This is a genomic window from Antarcticirhabdus aurantiaca, from assembly GCF_009765365.1.
GTDB classification, from domain to species: domain Bacteria; phylum Pseudomonadota; class Alphaproteobacteria; order Rhizobiales; family Rhizobiaceae; genus Antarcticirhabdus; species Antarcticirhabdus aurantiaca.
The window spans coordinates 1-13,920 of sequence record NZ_VTOM01000044.1; the positions used below are offsets into that span (position 1 = coordinate 1).

At 63.4% G+C, this 13,920-nt stretch carries 18 protein-coding genes; 10 read left to right on the top strand and 8 right to left on the bottom strand.

Features of this window, described 5'->3' with window-relative positions; translation table 11 throughout:
* Nucleotides 1-121: 121 nt before the first annotated feature.
* The 4 genes from FZN60_RS28170 to FZN60_RS28185 form a co-directional block, all read right to left on the bottom strand.
* Nucleotides 122-385, bottom strand: a complete 264-nt coding sequence (locus FZN60_RS28170) for a hypothetical protein (RefSeq protein ID WP_158877705.1) — start codon at nucleotides 383-385, stop codon at nucleotides 122-124.
* 25 nt (nucleotides 386-410) lie between these two features.
* Nucleotides 411-1,574 (bottom strand): alpha/beta hydrolase, encoded by a 1,164-nt coding sequence (locus FZN60_RS28175; RefSeq protein ID WP_246727334.1) that lies wholly within the window; start codon nucleotides 1,572-1,574, stop codon nucleotides 411-413.
* Between the two features lie 71 nt (nucleotides 1,575-1,645).
* The gene (locus FZN60_RS28180) at nucleotides 1,646-2,935 is read right to left on the bottom strand and encodes an MFS transporter (RefSeq protein ID WP_158877709.1); all 1,290 of its coding nucleotides are present in this window, start codon (nucleotides 2,933-2,935) and stop codon (nucleotides 1,646-1,648) included.
* Nucleotides 2,936-2,963: 28 nt separating this feature from the next.
* Nucleotides 2,964-3,404, bottom strand: a complete 441-nt coding sequence (locus FZN60_RS28185) for a MarR family winged helix-turn-helix transcriptional regulator (protein ID WP_158877711.1) — start codon at nucleotides 3,402-3,404, stop codon at nucleotides 2,964-2,966.
* A gap of 91 nt (nucleotides 3,405-3,495) precedes the next feature.
* Between FZN60_RS28185 and FZN60_RS28190 the strand changes: the two genes are divergently transcribed.
* From FZN60_RS28190 to FZN60_RS28235, 10 genes are all read left to right on the top strand, one after another.
* Nucleotides 3,496-4,740, top strand: coding sequence for an HlyD family secretion protein (locus tag FZN60_RS28190; protein ID WP_199266677.1), 1,245 nt, complete (start codon nucleotides 3,496-3,498; stop codon nucleotides 4,738-4,740).
* Between the two features lie 45 nt (nucleotides 4,741-4,785).
* Nucleotides 4,786-5,847 (top strand): FUSC family protein, encoded by a 1,062-nt coding sequence (locus FZN60_RS28195; protein ID WP_158877713.1) that lies wholly within the window; start codon nucleotides 4,786-4,788, stop codon nucleotides 5,845-5,847.
* A 49-nt stretch (nucleotides 5,848-5,896) separates the two neighbouring features.
* Complete coding sequence (locus tag FZN60_RS28200; protein ID WP_246727336.1) at nucleotides 5,897-6,298, top strand: glutathione binding-like protein; 402 nt, start codon at nucleotides 5,897-5,899, stop codon at nucleotides 6,296-6,298.
* A 136-nt stretch (nucleotides 6,299-6,434) separates the two neighbouring features.
* Nucleotides 6,435-6,998 (top strand): recombinase family protein, encoded by a 564-nt coding sequence (locus FZN60_RS28205; protein ID WP_158877715.1) that lies wholly within the window; start codon nucleotides 6,435-6,437, stop codon nucleotides 6,996-6,998.
* Nucleotides 6,999-7,411: 413 nt separating this feature from the next.
* Nucleotides 7,412-7,588, top strand: a complete 177-nt coding sequence (locus tag FZN60_RS28210) for a ribbon-helix-helix protein, CopG family (RefSeq protein WP_234905360.1) — start codon at nucleotides 7,412-7,414, stop codon at nucleotides 7,586-7,588.
* A gap of 196 nt (nucleotides 7,589-7,784) precedes the next feature.
* Entirely contained in the window at nucleotides 7,785-8,666 is an 882-nt protein-coding gene (locus FZN60_RS28215) for a helix-turn-helix domain-containing protein (RefSeq protein ID WP_158877717.1), read from the top strand.
* Nucleotides 8,667-8,963: 297 nt separating this feature from the next.
* Entirely contained in the window at nucleotides 8,964-9,617 is a 654-nt protein-coding gene (locus tag FZN60_RS28220; RefSeq protein WP_158877719.1) for an AAA family ATPase, read from the top strand.
* A gap of 8 nt (nucleotides 9,618-9,625) precedes the next feature.
* Nucleotides 9,626-9,916 carry a hypothetical protein gene (locus FZN60_RS28225; protein WP_246727337.1) on the top strand — a complete coding sequence of 97 codons (291 nt, stop codon included), beginning with the start codon at nucleotides 9,626-9,628 and terminating at the stop codon, nucleotides 9,914-9,916.
* A gap of 89 nt (nucleotides 9,917-10,005) precedes the next feature.
* Nucleotides 10,006-10,317, top strand: coding sequence for a type II toxin-antitoxin system RelE/ParE family toxin (locus FZN60_RS28230; RefSeq protein ID WP_158877730.1), 312 nt, complete (start codon nucleotides 10,006-10,008; stop codon nucleotides 10,315-10,317).
* Nucleotides 10,318-10,330: 13 nt separating this feature from the next.
* Complete coding sequence (locus FZN60_RS28235) at nucleotides 10,331-10,612, top strand: helix-turn-helix domain-containing protein (RefSeq protein ID WP_008878354.1); 282 nt, start codon at nucleotides 10,331-10,333, stop codon at nucleotides 10,610-10,612.
* A gap of 268 nt (nucleotides 10,613-10,880) precedes the next feature.
* On the opposite strand, the gene FZN60_RS28240 is transcribed toward FZN60_RS28235, so the two are convergent.
* The 4 genes from FZN60_RS28240 to FZN60_RS28765 all read right to left on the bottom strand — a co-directional run.
* Nucleotides 10,881-12,545 (bottom strand): type IV secretory system conjugative DNA transfer family protein, encoded by a 1,665-nt coding sequence (locus FZN60_RS28240; RefSeq protein ID WP_158877722.1) that lies wholly within the window; start codon nucleotides 12,543-12,545, stop codon nucleotides 10,881-10,883.
* On the bottom strand, nucleotides 12,542-12,823 hold the full coding sequence (locus FZN60_RS28245) for a mobilization protein (RefSeq protein ID WP_158877724.1): 282 nt from the start codon (nucleotides 12,821-12,823) through the stop codon (nucleotides 12,542-12,544). Before FZN60_RS28245 ends, FZN60_RS28240 begins: the two co-directional genes overlap by 4 nt.
* A 13-nt stretch (nucleotides 12,824-12,836) precedes the next feature.
* Nucleotides 12,837-13,616, bottom strand: coding sequence for an NYN domain-containing protein (locus FZN60_RS28250; protein ID WP_158877726.1), 780 nt, complete (start codon nucleotides 13,614-13,616; stop codon nucleotides 12,837-12,839).
* Nucleotides 13,607-13,920: hypothetical protein (locus FZN60_RS28765; protein ID WP_210253444.1), on the bottom strand; the 314-nt coding region annotated here is incomplete at its 5' end. The genes FZN60_RS28765 and FZN60_RS28250, both read right to left, overlap by 10 nt.

Consider the following 13,920-nt stretch of genomic DNA (forward strand, 5'->3'; position numbering starts at 1 on the left):
CGGCCCGGAATCCGGGCTGCGACGTGTCGCGAAAGTCTGTCGCGAAACATCGACTTTCGCACCTGACTTTTGCGACAGATTTTTCCCTGCAAAATCAGCGCCGGCGATTTTGTCGCAAAACTTAGGAATTGCGCGACAATGCCGCCAACAGCTCGGCCAGTTGGGCGGCCTGCGCATCGTCCAGCTTGTCGCCAAGATGATGTTGCAGCGCCCCCGCATAGACGCTCCACATTCGCGCCTGCATGGCTCGCCCGACCTCGATTATCCGCATCTCTTTCGGGTTGCGATCGGGAGAGTATGGTGACAGGAACAGGAGCCATGCGCCGTGTTGCCCATTGCGATTCTTCTCTAAGCGGACGGCGATCTTGCGGTACCTGAGCGTCATCAGATTCCCTTGACAGGATGCCTTCCTACTCTCCGGCTAACACGCGTCCTGCGCTCTCGAACGGCGTCGACAAGGTCGCGCCCACGGCGTTGAAGATGAACGCCCCGGCCTGGCGGATGTCGCCGGTCCCTTCGTCTTGGTTGCCCGTCGGCATTATGGTCGCGAGCGAAACGTAACGATCGTGGCGGAAGCCGTCGGATGCGCCGGCCTGCGATATATCGATTATCTGCACGTTCGTTTCCGCGGCTACCTCTTGCACGCGCGGATCCTGAACATCGAGTGCGCCAAGGCGCTGGCGCGAGGCTGACAGCCTTTGTGAGACGCGCAGCGCCCGGTCGTCCGGCGAGACGAGCACCGTCAGGGGGGTGCGGAGCGAACCGATGACCTGCAATTGCTGATAGAAGACGTCGGCGTCGATGTCGGGCGCGGCGAGGACCACATTCAGACGATCGATCGCCGCGTCTCGCCCTTGAAGACGCAACTGCCGGACGGTTTCCATCACCAGCCAGCCGCCCATGCTGTGCGCGATGATATTGATTTCGCCCACGTTCGGCTGCGCGGCCAGATCCGTGATCAGTTCAGCCAAATAGTCGCGTGAATAGGTCACGGAATCCTTGTCGGCGACATAGCCGCCGACGGACGCCTGCGAAGGCCAGGAGAAAGCTATCTGGGGCTCGGTCGTCTGCGAATCGGCCGCGATCTGCGCCAGTCGGAACAGGGCTTCCGGAAAGCTGTGATTGTAGCCGTGGACGAAGATTCCGACGTTGCGGCGGCCGCCCGATGTCCCGGGAGCCCCGATCTCTTGAATAAACTCCGCACGCGTCAATTGCGACTGCCCGACGACGGCGAAGCTGGATCCGGCGTCCGGCATTCCTTGAGGCCATTCGATGCTCGCGGGTTGGTGGCCTGGCGGAATCGAGATGGTGAAGGCGGCGAGGTTGAGGGCTCGCGCGCGTTCCGCCGTATAATCGGCCTCACCCTCGGGCGCGCGCTCGCGTGTCGTTGCGGCATAGAGCCTGACCTGCGCTGCTTCCGGCGCCGGCGGCACCGTCGCGAGCACCTCGGGTCCCGGCCGCGTGGCGCAACCGCACAGCAGAACGAGCGCGACGAGGATAGTCGGCGTGAGGGCGCGCCCTCCCGCTTGACCGGCATGAACGCCGTGTCGCAACGATGCATGTGAACTGTCCAATGCCGGTCCTCCCTTTGGTCTTGCTTGCGTCCGTATTCTGCCGGGACCGTCTTTCGTTGCGAGCCCATAAATCATGACGATGTCTCCCGCTCCGGCGCCGCCACGCCTGCATCGTTTGCGAAGGACGCCTCCTGCATGTCGACCGTCTCGGCGTCGTCCGCGACATGGGCGCTTTGATGTCCCATGCGTTCGCTGAGGAAGACAAACGGGCGTTCCTTGTGTTCGGGCTGTTCGACGGTTCGCGCCCGCCACAGCGCAAAGAGCGCGAACAGCCCCCCGACGATGGCCATGTAGACGAAGACGCCGGTGAAGCCCGCGCGGCCCATGATTCCGGTCCCTATCATCGGGCTGACGAACGAAGCGATGCCGTTGACCAGTATGAGCAAGCCGCTCACGCTCACCGCGTGCTGCGGATCAACCCGGTCGTTCGCGTGGGCCACCGCGACAGGATAGATCGTCGACAGGAAGCCGCCGAGCACGAAGGTGGCGACAAGGATCGCCATCGTCTGCGGCAAGAGCGCAAGGACGAGCGCCGTGACCGACAAACCGGCAGCGACGCACGCTACCACGACGCGACGGTCAAAGCGGTCGGACAGCTTTCCCACCGGAACCTGGAAGGCGAGGCCGCCGAAGATCGCGGTCGCGATATAGGCGGAAATCCAGCTTGCCTCGACGCCCTGGGCCTGACCATAAGCGGGAACGAGAGCGTAAAAGGCGCTGCTCGCCAATCCGCTTGCGGCGCATCCAGCGATCGACACCGGCGCGAGCCGGCGCAATTCGCGAAGGCCGAAGCTGGGGGCGGGAGGCAGAAAAGGCGGTGAGGCATGCGTTAGGCTCACCGGGATCAAGGCCAGACAGAACAGAGCGGCGGCGAGTGCAAACAGTTCGAAGCCCATCGGGGCAGGAAGGTTGAGCAGGAACTGGCCGCCGCCGAAGCAAGCATTGGTGGCTACCATGTAGAGCGCGAACACCGCGCCGCGGTTCTTTGCCGTGGAGGAGGCGTTGAGCCAGCTCTCGGCGGTTATGAAGAGCCCGGCGCATCCAAATCCGGTCGCCAGACGAATGAATATCCAGGCCGGCGCCGAGGTCAGGATGGGCTGCACGATCACCGAAGCCGCGACAAGCCCGGCGAGCGCGGCGAACATGCGGATATGTCCGACCCGCATCAGAAGTCTGCCGACGCTGACCGCGCCGATCGTGTAGCCGCCGAAATAGCTTGCCAGGACGATGCCCATCACGGCCGGCGAAAAGCCGGCGGCGGAGGTTTCCATCGACACGAGCGTGCCGAGAAAGCCATTTGCCAACTGGACGAGGCAGATGCCGAGAATGACAGCGCCGATGGTGAAGACAAGTCGCGACATGGATGGCACTCACTCGGTGGTGGCTGGTTCAGATCGAGGACAGGAATTTGTTGACGACGCGCAGTTCGTCATCCGAAAATCGCCCGGCCAGCGCATCGAAGTGAACGTTGATGCTATCGTGCGCCTTGGCGATCTCCTCGATGCGGCCTGGCACCGGCTGGATGAAAATGCCGCGACGATCCCGCCGGTTGTGAACGCGCTCGACAAACCCCGCCCTTTCCAGCCGATCGATCGCGGCCGTCGCCGAGCCGGTGGAGATGCCGAGATAGTTTGCAAGCTGTTTCGGTGTCACCGGCTCCTCCGACGATCTCAAGAGATCGATGGAGGCCAGATCCGTAGCGTGTATGCCTATGGTTTTTGCCAACAGAGCGTCGGCTTTCGTGAAGCTTCTGACCAGCATCCGCATGTTGCGCCGCAGGGCGTGAACAAGGACAGCGCGTTCATCACTTGATTTATCGATATGCTTCATCCATATGGCTCTACCATCAAGATACTAGATGGCGCAATGGTAGGATCGAACGGGCTTCCTTGCTAGAGTTCGGTTAAGGAGGTTTGACGGAATGGCAACTGACATGAAGAACAACGCGCATCCTGAGCGAGGCGACGCCGCGCCGGAGGATCTTCAGGTTTCCGGCGAGAACCAGCTCCTGACAAAGCCTGCCGCCGAAGATCCTCTGACGCAGTACGAGCCTGCTGCCGAGAAGGCTGCGCTCAAGGAGCCGGTCGCGGCCAATCCCGCTAATCCCGCAAAGAAGATCGGGGCCGTCTTCCTGCTTCTGCTGATCGTCATCGTTGCATGGTATGCGGTGACCGACCGCACCGCACCCTATACCGGACGCGCGTCGGCCTCCGCCTATGTGGCGCAGATCGCGCCGCGGGTCGCCGGCCAGGTGACCGAGGTCTTCGTCGAGGACAACACGATCGTCAATGCGGGCGATCCGCTTTTCCAGCTCGATCGGCGAGCCTTCGAACTCGCCGTGCGGCAGGCCGAGGCCAATCTCGCCCAGGCGATGCAGGCGACGGACGTTTCGGCCGCCGGCGTTGCCTCCGCGCAAGCGCGGGTCTCGCAGTCACGGGCCAATCTCGAGAACGTGCGGGCCTCGGCCAGCCGGACCAATTCGCTGGCCGAGCGCGGGATCGTATCGCAGGCCCAGGTCGACACGGCTGAAGCAGAATTGCTGACCGCCGAGGCACAGCTTGAAGCCGCCGAATCGGACCTGCGCAGCGCTGTCGCGCAACTGGGCGGCGACAATGGCGAACCTGCCCCGAACATCCTGGCGGCCCAACTTCAACTGGAAGAGGCTCAGCTAAACCTTCTCTATTCCACCGTGACCGCCCCCACGCTCGGCGTCGTCACCAATCTCCAGTTGGCGATCGGGCAATATGCGGCGGCCGGCACCCCGGGCATGACCTTCATCGATTCCAGAGGCGGCTGGATCACCGCCGATCTTCGGGAAAACCAGCTCGGACTGGTCGCGCCCGGCGACGAGGTTGGCATCCTCTTCGACGTGATGCCGGGCCGGATTTATACGGGCCGGGTGCACAGCGTCGCCTGGGGCATTGACCCCGGCCGCACCACGGCGGGTGGCCTGATGCAAAACCTACCAGAGAACCGCTGGTTCGAGCCCGCCCGACGCATGCCGGTGCGCATCGAGCTTGATGGCGGCATGGAGGCCTGGCCGCGTCAGGCCCGGGCTGGCGCCAAAGTCAGCGTGGTGGTCTATTCTGGAGGGACGAGCAATCCTATCGCCTGGATCGCCGCCGGCCTCCACCGGGCGCAATCCTATCTCTCCTACCTCTACTGATCCGCCATGTATGTCGCCCCCCGCCCCCGCGTCGAGGACGACCCGTTGTTTGCCATACGCTTGTCGTGCGGCGCGGTCGTCGGGTTCCTGCTTGCGATCGGTCTCCAGTCGCCGCTAGCGATGTTGCCGCCCGCACTGATCGTCGGGTTAATGGCGGGCATGCGGAAAGCCTTTGACGCAAAGAAGGGAATTGGCGCGCCGGTGGCCATGATCGTGATGGTTGCGACCCTGTCCTTCATTGTGGATCTGGCGCGGCCCATGCCTATCGTGCTGGTGATGATCGTATGGGCGCTCTGTGTGCTGTCGTATTACGTCATTTTGAAAACGGGCAATCCGATCGGCATGTTGATCGCGATCGTCGCGGTACTGATGTCGGTCATGCGGATGGACTCGGCCCAAGCGATGGTCTTCATGCGCGATGGCTTTATCGAGGCGAGCCTTTGCGCTTTGTTCGCCATCCCGATCCTCTATATGATCTTTCCGCCGCGCGCCAAAGAGTTGATGGTCGAGATATATGAGCCGGCCAAGGAAGGCCATCATGGCCTACGGGCACTGATCCGCGGTAGCGTGCTCCTCATTCTGTCCTTCTGGCTGTTCTCGATTCTGGACTCCAGCAATATGATGATCGCGGTGGCTGCGGTGTTCGTGCTGGTTTTCCCGACCACCAAGCAGCTTTACGCCGAGGCTTGGGAACGGACGCTAGCGACGCTGATCGGCGGCGTCATGGCGCTCCTTATTCTTGCGGTCTTCACACCGATCGCGCATTTTCCGGTGTTGCTCATCCTAGTGTTTCTAGGCGGGCTATTCATCGCCAGCCGCATGATTGACGGCTACTATCCGCCAATGGTCTACCAGTTCGCCTTCTCGGCAATGATCTCGCTGGTCGCGGGCGGACTGTCCACGCAAGAGCCGGTGGACGCTACCGTCCTGCGCATCGTTCTCACGCTCGTCGGCGCGGTGGCCGCCGCGTTCATGACCGCTTTGCTGGAGCAGATCCTCATCCCATCTGCAGGAACGACCGCTGAACGACGAACAGGCGGGGCCGGGCCTCCTGGAAAAGGAAGCAGCCTACTTAGAGCACCTAACAAAACTTATTCTTGGCGTTGAAGCATATGATCGCCACTGCGAGGGCGAGGAAGGCGCGATAGAGGTCTGCGTGGCGTTCATATCGGATGGTGACCCGCTGGCGCACGCCCGGCATCGTGGCTGGATCGAGTTCGGTTCCTCCATCCTGTCGGACCTATTGGGATTCGAGACAGCCAAGTATGCCACCACCTACGAGGCCACGCCGGGCGCTGATAGACAGGTTTGGCCGCGTCGAAGCCGTACTGGAGACGGTCCGTTCTTCGCCGGCGAGGCGTTCAGCCTGGTCGATGCGGTTTTCGCGCCGATCTTCCGCTATTTTGATGTGTTCGACACCATCGCGCCCACCGGCGTATTCGACGCGTTGCACCGCGTCACGACATGGCGGAAGGCACTGGCCCAGCGCCCGAGCGTGGGCGAGGCCATCACCGATGACTACGCGGATCGCCTCAAAGGCTTTCCTAAAGAACCATGACGCATGGCTGATGAAAGCCTCCGCCTGACAAGTTCGCAAAATTCCCGAAACATGCGACAGTCGCACAATAGGGATTTTCGCGACGGGTTGCACGCGCTAGATTCCGGGCATGTCACCCACGAGGAAGCCCCTGCCCTTGCTTATCGGATATGCCCGCGTCTCGACCGAAGGCCAGACCCTCGACCAGCAGCGCGTGGCGCTGAAAGCGGCCGGCTGCAAGCGCGTGTTCGAGGAAAAGGCATCTGGCGCGCAGCGCGGTCGCCCCGAGCTGGCGAAGATGCTGGACCATTTGCAGCCGGGCAATGTGGTGACGGTGACCCGGCTCGATCGCCTCGCCCGATCTACGCGCGATCTTCTCGACATAGCCGAGCGGATCGGCCAGGCCGAGGCCGGCTTGCGGTCCCTGGCCGAGCCGTGGGCCGACACGACGACGCCGGCCGGTCGCATGGTGCTGACCTTCTTCGCCGGCGTTGCCGAGTTCGAGCGCAGCTTGATCCACGAGCGCACGAGCGCCGGCCGGGCCGCCGCGAAGGCAAAGGGTGTTCGCTTCGGTCGCCCCCCTGCCCTATCGGCCGAGCAGATCGCGCACGCTCGCCAGCTCATCAGCGACGACACCAGGCCGGCCGAAGTCGCCCGGCTCCTGGGTGTGCATCGCGCGACCCTCTACAGGGCGCTAGGAGAGGCACCAGGGCAACCATAGTGCTCGGCTGCGTCAAAAGGTGGGTTCTCGCCATGCTCGCGGCCTGCGGCCCCTGCGCGTGGCTCCGATCCCGGCCCAGGGGCCGCTTTTGACGCAGCCTGCGCCCCTATGGAATCCTGAACCTGTCGGGACGAAGGGCGTCCCGCCCTCCGCTCCCGCTGCGGGGTTCTCCACGCCTGCGGCGCGTCGAACAAAGGGCTGCACCAGGCGCAGGCGCCAGCGCCCGGCCGGCCCGCTCTCTCCATAGGGCCGTAAGGACGGCCGGGGGCGGATGATTACATGCAAGCATGTTCCCCTGCCCTACCCTAGAAATAGTGCCTTCCCCGGCTCCGTCCGCAAGGGGTTGCAGAATCGGACGGTTTCGGGTCTTTCTAGTAACGATGAAAAGCGATTCTGATAGGATTCGGAGGGACGTGGCCGCGCACCGACAACGGTTGCGGGAGGCTGGCCGCACCTTCGTAAACACCGATCTTCCCGTTGAGCTGGTCGCGCGACTTGACCGGATCAAGGAAGAACGGGGCGCGTCATCGCGCGCGCCGATCATCGAGGAAGCGTTGAGGTTCTATATCGAAGCGAAGCAAGGGACATAACGGCAAAACGCCCGACCGTTGGCGCGGTCGAGCGTTTTTGTAGGCCGTCAGACACACCGTAGAGACGGGGCCAAGAAGCTCTCCCCTTATCTACGCTAGAGCACTCCGCTCCGCAAGATTGATTCTTGCGGGAACGGGAAAGCCGTGCCTGCCGTCCACAGCCGTCATGTCCTCCGAACGGAAGGACAAGAGGCATATGTTGAGGACGCACATCGCGGCCGCGATCGGCTGCGCGCGCGGGAACGCGCTTGAAGAAATCATGCGGGAAATCTGGACCAGGCACGGAGCCGGCCAGCTTTCCGACGACGAGGCGGGCCAGCTCTCCACGCTCGCCTATGAGCGCCGGGACGCCTTGCGGGGATCGGGGCAGACCGCGCTAGGGCTGGTCTTCCCGCCCCCGGCCGAGCGATGCCCGACGCCAGTTCGCCGGCATAGCCATATCCGGGGGCGATCGGAGGGCCGCATATGGCGGCCGACGACGCGCAAGGACGTGCAGGCGATCTTGAAGGCGGCCGAAATCTACAACGAGGCCGGCTTGCACGAGAAGGGCGAGCGCAGCGGCCCGCTCGGATCGGTGGCGCTGGACGTGCTGCGGCTGTTCGTCAATCTCATCGACTTCCGCACCGGCCGGCTAGAACCGTCAATCAGCACGATCATGGACCGCCTGGGCCGGTCGCGGGATACGATCGTGCGGGCGCTGAAGAACCTGCGGGCGCATGGTTTCATCGACTGGCTGCGGCGCTACGAGCCGACCGGCAACGAAGGGCGCGGCCCCCAGGTGCAGCAGGCCAGCAACGCCTATCGCCTGTCCCTGCCGGAAAAGGCCCGGCAGTTCCTTGGGCGGTTCGGCAAGGCCCCTCCCCCGCCTGCGGATCACGGCCAGGACCAGCAGGCTTGGAGCGAGGCAATCGACGCCTACAGGAATACCCTGCCCCTCGATGAGCGGACCTTGCTCGACGTGGGCGACAATGCGCTCGGGCGGAACCTTGCGAAGATGGCACGAAACCTGATGAACAAACGTGAGTCCGATAAGCAGACTGAATCCCCATCTGATCTTTATCTAAGAGGGCAAACATAAGCGGACGCCGCTGTCCGGGCTGCTTTCGCAGCCCTGCGGCGGTTCCGATCCGCTTATAGGGCGGATCGGGAAGCGGAAACCTCACAGCAAAACCGCAACGCTCGCGCCTGCGGCAACTGCCGCATGGGCTTTCGAGAGAAAGCAAGAGGCAAGGGCAGCGCCCTATTTGTGCAGGTGTGCACATTTGCAATATCTGTCAGTTGCACAGAATCCAGTTGACCGAAAGCCGGGTGGCGTGGCAATGTTTGGTTCTGCAATTGTGCACAAAGGAGCGTTTGCAAAAATGCGGTATTGCACATGAAAACCGTAGCTATCGCCATGCAAAAGGGCGGCGTCGGAAAATCGACGCTGGCTAAGGCCCTTGGCGTTGCCGGCGCGAAAGCCGGCCTCAATGTCCTCGTGCTGGACATGGATTCGCAACAATCGACCACCCAATGGGCCGAACGCCGCAAAGACGCCCTCCCCGTTGTGAGGTTCGCAACCGAGATCGACTTGCCGAAGCTCTTGAGCCAAGCCGAGGAAGCCGGATGCGAGTTGGTTGTCATAGACACACCGCCCGCCAGAAGCACGGAGGCCCCGGCCGCCGTCGAGTATTGCGATTTGGTCCTTGTGCCGTGCGCGCCTGACATCGAGGCATACGAACAGCTTCCCAGGACCGCGCGCCTTGCGCGTGCGAGCGACAAGCCGGCCGCCGCCGTGTTGACGATGGCGCAGCCGAACAGCCGCTCCGAGGAAGATATTGCCCGCCAGGTCTTCGAGACGGTCAAGCTGCCGATGGTCCCGGCCGTGATCCACCGATTCAAGGTGCATCGGGACGCAAGCCGGGAAGGCGTGACGGCGAGCGAGTTGGAGCCGGAAGGGAAGGCGGCGGCCGAGCTTCAAGCTCTTTGGGATTGGGTTAGTGCAGAATTGCAGTTAAGCATAAGTGCAATCGTGCACAAGCGAGCGTGAGGAACGACATGGCGAAGACGAAGGCAACCGCGCAGGATTTCCTGTCGAAAATGAAGCTCCCCGAGCAAGGGAGCGAGGAATCCGCCCCGATCGCGGCCGAGACAACGAAGATCGAGCCACGTCGCGCGGCCGGCAGGACGGGCCTCAAGCATATCGGCGGCTATTTCGACCGGGACACCGTCGAGAAGGTGGCCCTTTTGCGGGCGCGGCTCGACCTCGACAATTCGCAGCTCATCAAGCGCGCCATTGACGAGCTTTACAGCAGGGAAGGGGCCGCCCGGAAATTCGGTGATCGGTAGTGCAGTTGTGCACGATTGCAGGGGTGCGCATCCATTGTGCGCGGGGTTGCCGAATTATACAAATTTTGATATAAGGGCGCATGGCTGATATGAAGCGGCTCGAATTTCTCGGGGATTCCCTTGAGCAGTTGAGGGAGTTTCCCGAGACGGCGCGGAAAGAGGCCGGCGTCCAGCTCCACAAGGTTCAGCAAGGTTTTGAGCCGAGCGACTGGAAGCCGATGACGAGTGTAGGGCAGGGGGTGCGGGAAATCCGCATCCGTGACGACGCGGGGGCCTTCCGGGTGCTCTACATCACCAAGATAGAGGATGCCGTCTATGTGCTGCACGCCTTCCAAAAAAAGACGCAGCAGACAGCAAAACGGGACTTGGACCTAGCCGCGACCCGGTTGCGGCAAATCTAGTGGAGGCGTGACGATGGAACGTCAGAGCTTTGCGAATGTATGGGATGCACTGGAAGACACGCCGGCCGAGGCCGCGAACATGACCATGCGCTCCAATCTGTTGATTGCCGTTGAGCAGCGTGTGCGGAGCTGGGGCGTCACGCAGGCCGAGGCGGCGCGGCGTCTCGGGATCACGCAGCCCCGGCTAAACGACCTCCTGCGCGGCCGGATCACAAATTTCAGCCTCGATACGTTGATTAATCTCGCCACCCAGGCGGGGCTTGCGGTACGGCTCGACATTGCCGAGGCCGCCTAGTGCACATCTGCAAGACTGCACACCTGCAACCCGCCCCAGGCCGTCCCTACGGCCCTAGATGATGAGAGCGGGCCGGCCGGGGGCTACCGTCGCGGCGGTGGCGATGCAGGTTCTTCCCGATTGGAGCCGCAGCCAGGTCAAGAACGGATCGCGGCGGAAGCCGCGACCGGCCCGGAGGCGAACGCGCTCCCCCATAGCGCCGTAGAGAGCCGGAGGGCCGTTCGTAACAAAGTCCCGGCGCAAAGCGCCGGGTCCGCTTCTTGTCACGTCAGGCAGCGTCATACAGCCCCCGGAACTCGGGATCGGCATAGTAGGCGAGCTTGCCGGCGAGGATCGGGCGTTGCCCGGCCAGGAACAGCAGCTCGATGTTTTGGGCCATGTTGCGGACTTCATCGGGCGTTGCGAGCGGGCGGCCGACATGCTGCTCGCCGTAGGAGATTCCCGACTTTTCGGAATCGAGGGCGCGGCCCATGCTCTCGAAAACAACCGTGGCCTGGCCGAGCATGTCGGAGACGAGGCGGGCGCTTTCGTGATCGTTGACGCCGAACACCTGTAGGACGCCGGCGTTTGACAGGAACGTGCCGGCGCGCTGGCCGTAGGTGGCGCGGAGCTGGTGAACGTCTTGCAGGATCGGCCAGAGCTGGACGCCGTATCCGGCCATGAGGCCCATAGCGCGCTCGACCGGGGCGAGGTGGCCCAGGGCGGCGAACTCATCGAGCAGGTAGAGGACGGGGAGGGCGGGCTTGCCGGGCGTTCGGGCCATGTCGAGCAGGCTTTGCGTGACGAGCAGGCGCAGCCATCGCGAATAGGTCGAAAGCCGATCGGGCGGCAGGACGAGGAACACGGTCGCGGTCCTGGCCTTGAGATCGGCAAAGCGGAAATCGGATCGGCCGAGGACCGCCGCCATGCGCGGCGAGTCGAGGAAATGGGTATGGCGCTGCGCGGCCGACAGCACGCCGGCCGCCTCGCGGTCGGACTTGCCGAGGTGGCGATTGGCGGCGCGGGCGATCAGGCCGCCGGCGGCCGTGGACGCCTGCATGTCCTTCAGGTGCGCGGCGAAGGCTTCAGGGGCCAGGGTCAGGTTGTCGCGCAGGGTGGCGAGGTTGCGGCGGTCGCGCGGCTCGCTGGCGGCAATGTGGAGGATCAGGCCGGCAATGAGCGCCTTGGCTTCCTCGTTCCAATGCGCTTCGCCGGCCGTGCCGGGATCGTCATAGACCAGGGCATCGGCCAGGGTGGACGCATCCTCGGCCACGTCGAGGCCGTCAGGGTCGAGCGCATCGAGGGGATTGAAGGCGGCCGAGGGTTTGCCGGTGACGCCGAAGGGGTCGAGGACATGGACCGGCCCGAATTTTTCGCGGGCGCGGCCGGCGATCCTGGCATTCTCGCCCTTGGGGTCGATGCAGATCACGGAGCGGTCGGCCGTAAGCAGATTCGGGATGATGGTGCCGACGCCCTTGCCGGTGCGCGTCGGGGCCATCGTCAGCAGGTGCGACGGGCCGTCATAGCGCAAGAGCTTCCCGGTCTTGCTGTCGCGGCCGATCAGCAGGCCGGACGCGGCGCGGGTGAGGGGACGGGCTTCCTTGTCGGTTGCGAAGCGGGCCGAGCCGTGGGTGTCGGCGTCCATGTCCCCGAAATGCCGGATCATGGGCAGGGAGGCGAGGCGGAACAGGAGCAGGGCGAGGAAGGCGGTGAATGCGATGTTGCCGACATACCAAAGCACGTCGCCGCGCTGGATGCCGGCCCATTGCATGAGAGCCATGAGGCCGCCGCCGACGACGAGCAGGACCAGGAAGAACAGCACGCCCATTCTGGCGACATAGCCGGCCGCACGAAACGGGCCGGTGACGATCGAGACGAAGGCCCACAGGGGATCGCGGCCAGCCGCGCGCAGCATGTTCTTGAAGGCGGTCCAGGCCAAGCGGAAATCGGTCATGAGGCCGTCCCCCCGGCCGCTGGCGGGTTGATGAGATCGGCAAACAGCTCCTTGTCCATGTCGCGGGTGAGGAAGCCGGGCAGCTCGCGGCGCAGCCAGTCGGGCAGGGCGCGGGAGATTTCATCGCGGCCGTGTTCGAGCCGGTGAAGGACGAGCGCGCCGAGCAGCACCTTGCGGCGGGTGTCTCTGGCGCGTTCCTGTTTGCCGAGCCTGGCCTTGAGGGTAGCGCGCTGCGCATCCAGTTCGGCCAGCCGTTGTTCGATCGTCTTGCGCGCCATGTGCCATTTCCTCCTACTTAGCCGGGCGAGGGGCTGGCTCACCCTTGAGGCGAACCATGACGATTTTCGGATTCTCCCCAACGCGCTCGACCTCGACAATGCCGGATGCCTCAACCAGATCGGAGAGGCGGGGAAAGCCATAGTTGCGGGCGTCGAAGTCCGGAGATTGCTTTGCCAGGTGCGCGCCGACGCGGGCGAGATTGGCGCGGCCGTCTTCGTCGGCCGAGGCAGTCACGGCCTTAGCCAGCATGTCGAGGGCGGCGCGATCGAGCGCCGCTTTCGCCGGGGCAGGTTTAGCCGCGACCACCGTTTTCGGCACGGCGATGGCTTCGGCTTCCTTCGGCTCGCTAGCCGTGTTGAGCACGTCGAAATAGACGAACTTGTCGCAAGCGGTGATGAAGGGGCGGGGTGTCTTGCGCTCCCCGAACCCATAGACGATGACGCCTTGCTCTCGGATGCGCGCGGCCAGGCGGGCAAAGTCGCTATCGCTTGAGACGATGCAGAAGCCGGAGAACCGGCCGGTATAGAGCAGGTCCATTGCGTCGATAATCATTGCGCCGTCAGTGGCGTTCTTGCCGGTGGTGTAGGCGAATTGCTGGACCGGCTGAATCGAGTGTTCCAGCAGGCATTCTTTCCAACCGTTCAGGTTGGGCTTGGTCCAGTCGCCATATATGCGTTTGACGCTGGCGGTGCCGTAGTTGGCGATCTCAGCCAGCAGGCCGGTTATGATCTTCGGCGTGGCATTGTCGCCGTCGATCAGCAACGCAAGTGTTCCGGCGCTGTCTACTGCCATCGTTTTTCGCTCCCGTTTGAATGATAGCCTAACCGATGCAGGCAGGGACGCCAAACGCTGTTGTCTTGATTCTTGAAATCTTGGGCATTCGGAGTCACAATCGCGACCTCAATCGGATCGCAGAGAGCTTGCCGCAGCGCCACACCGGAGGCACGAAAGAGCGAAGCGATTGAGGTCAGAAGGGCGCACTTACGAGTTGCTACGCAACTCAGCGCGCCGCCAGCTTGGAGGCTGGCGGGAGAAGTGGAAACGGTATCGGGGAGCACGGCTTGGCGATCTACCATTTCAGCATGAAGCCGGTTTC

Coding starts and splice junctions, on each gene's coding strand:
- FZN60_RS28170 (WP_158877705.1), bottom strand. CDS start 385: ATGACGCTCAGGTACCGCAAGATCGCCGTCCGCTTAGAGAAGAATCGC.
- FZN60_RS28180 (WP_158877709.1), bottom strand. CDS start 2,935: ATGTCGCGACTTGTCTTCACCATCGGCGCTGTCATTCTCGGCATCTGC.
- FZN60_RS28185 (WP_158877711.1), bottom strand. CDS start 3,404: ATGAAGCATATCGATAAATCAAGTGATGAACGCGCTGTCCTTGTTCAC.
- FZN60_RS28190 (WP_199266677.1), top strand. CDS start 3,496: ATGGCAACTGACATGAAGAACAACGCGCATCCTGAGCGAGGCGACGCC.
- FZN60_RS28215 (WP_158877717.1), top strand. CDS start 7,785: ATGTTGAGGACGCACATCGCGGCCGCGATCGGCTGCGCGCGCGGGAAC.
- FZN60_RS28220 (WP_158877719.1), top strand. CDS start 8,964: ATGAAAACCGTAGCTATCGCCATGCAAAAGGGCGGCGTCGGAAAATCG.
- FZN60_RS28225 (WP_246727337.1), top strand. CDS start 9,626: ATGGCGAAGACGAAGGCAACCGCGCAGGATTTCCTGTCGAAAATGAAG.
- FZN60_RS28230 (WP_158877730.1), top strand. CDS start 10,006: ATGAAGCGGCTCGAATTTCTCGGGGATTCCCTTGAGCAGTTGAGGGAG.
- FZN60_RS28235 (WP_008878354.1), top strand. CDS start 10,331: ATGGAACGTCAGAGCTTTGCGAATGTATGGGATGCACTGGAAGACACG.
- FZN60_RS28240 (WP_158877722.1), bottom strand. CDS start 12,545: ATGACCGATTTCCGCTTGGCCTGGACCGCCTTCAAGAACATGCTGCGC.
- FZN60_RS28245 (WP_158877724.1), bottom strand. CDS start 12,823: ATGGCGCGCAAGACGATCGAACAACGGCTGGCCGAACTGGATGCGCAG.
- FZN60_RS28250 (WP_158877726.1), bottom strand. CDS start 13,616: ATGGCAGTAGACAGCGCCGGAACACTTGCGTTGCTGATCGACGGCGAC.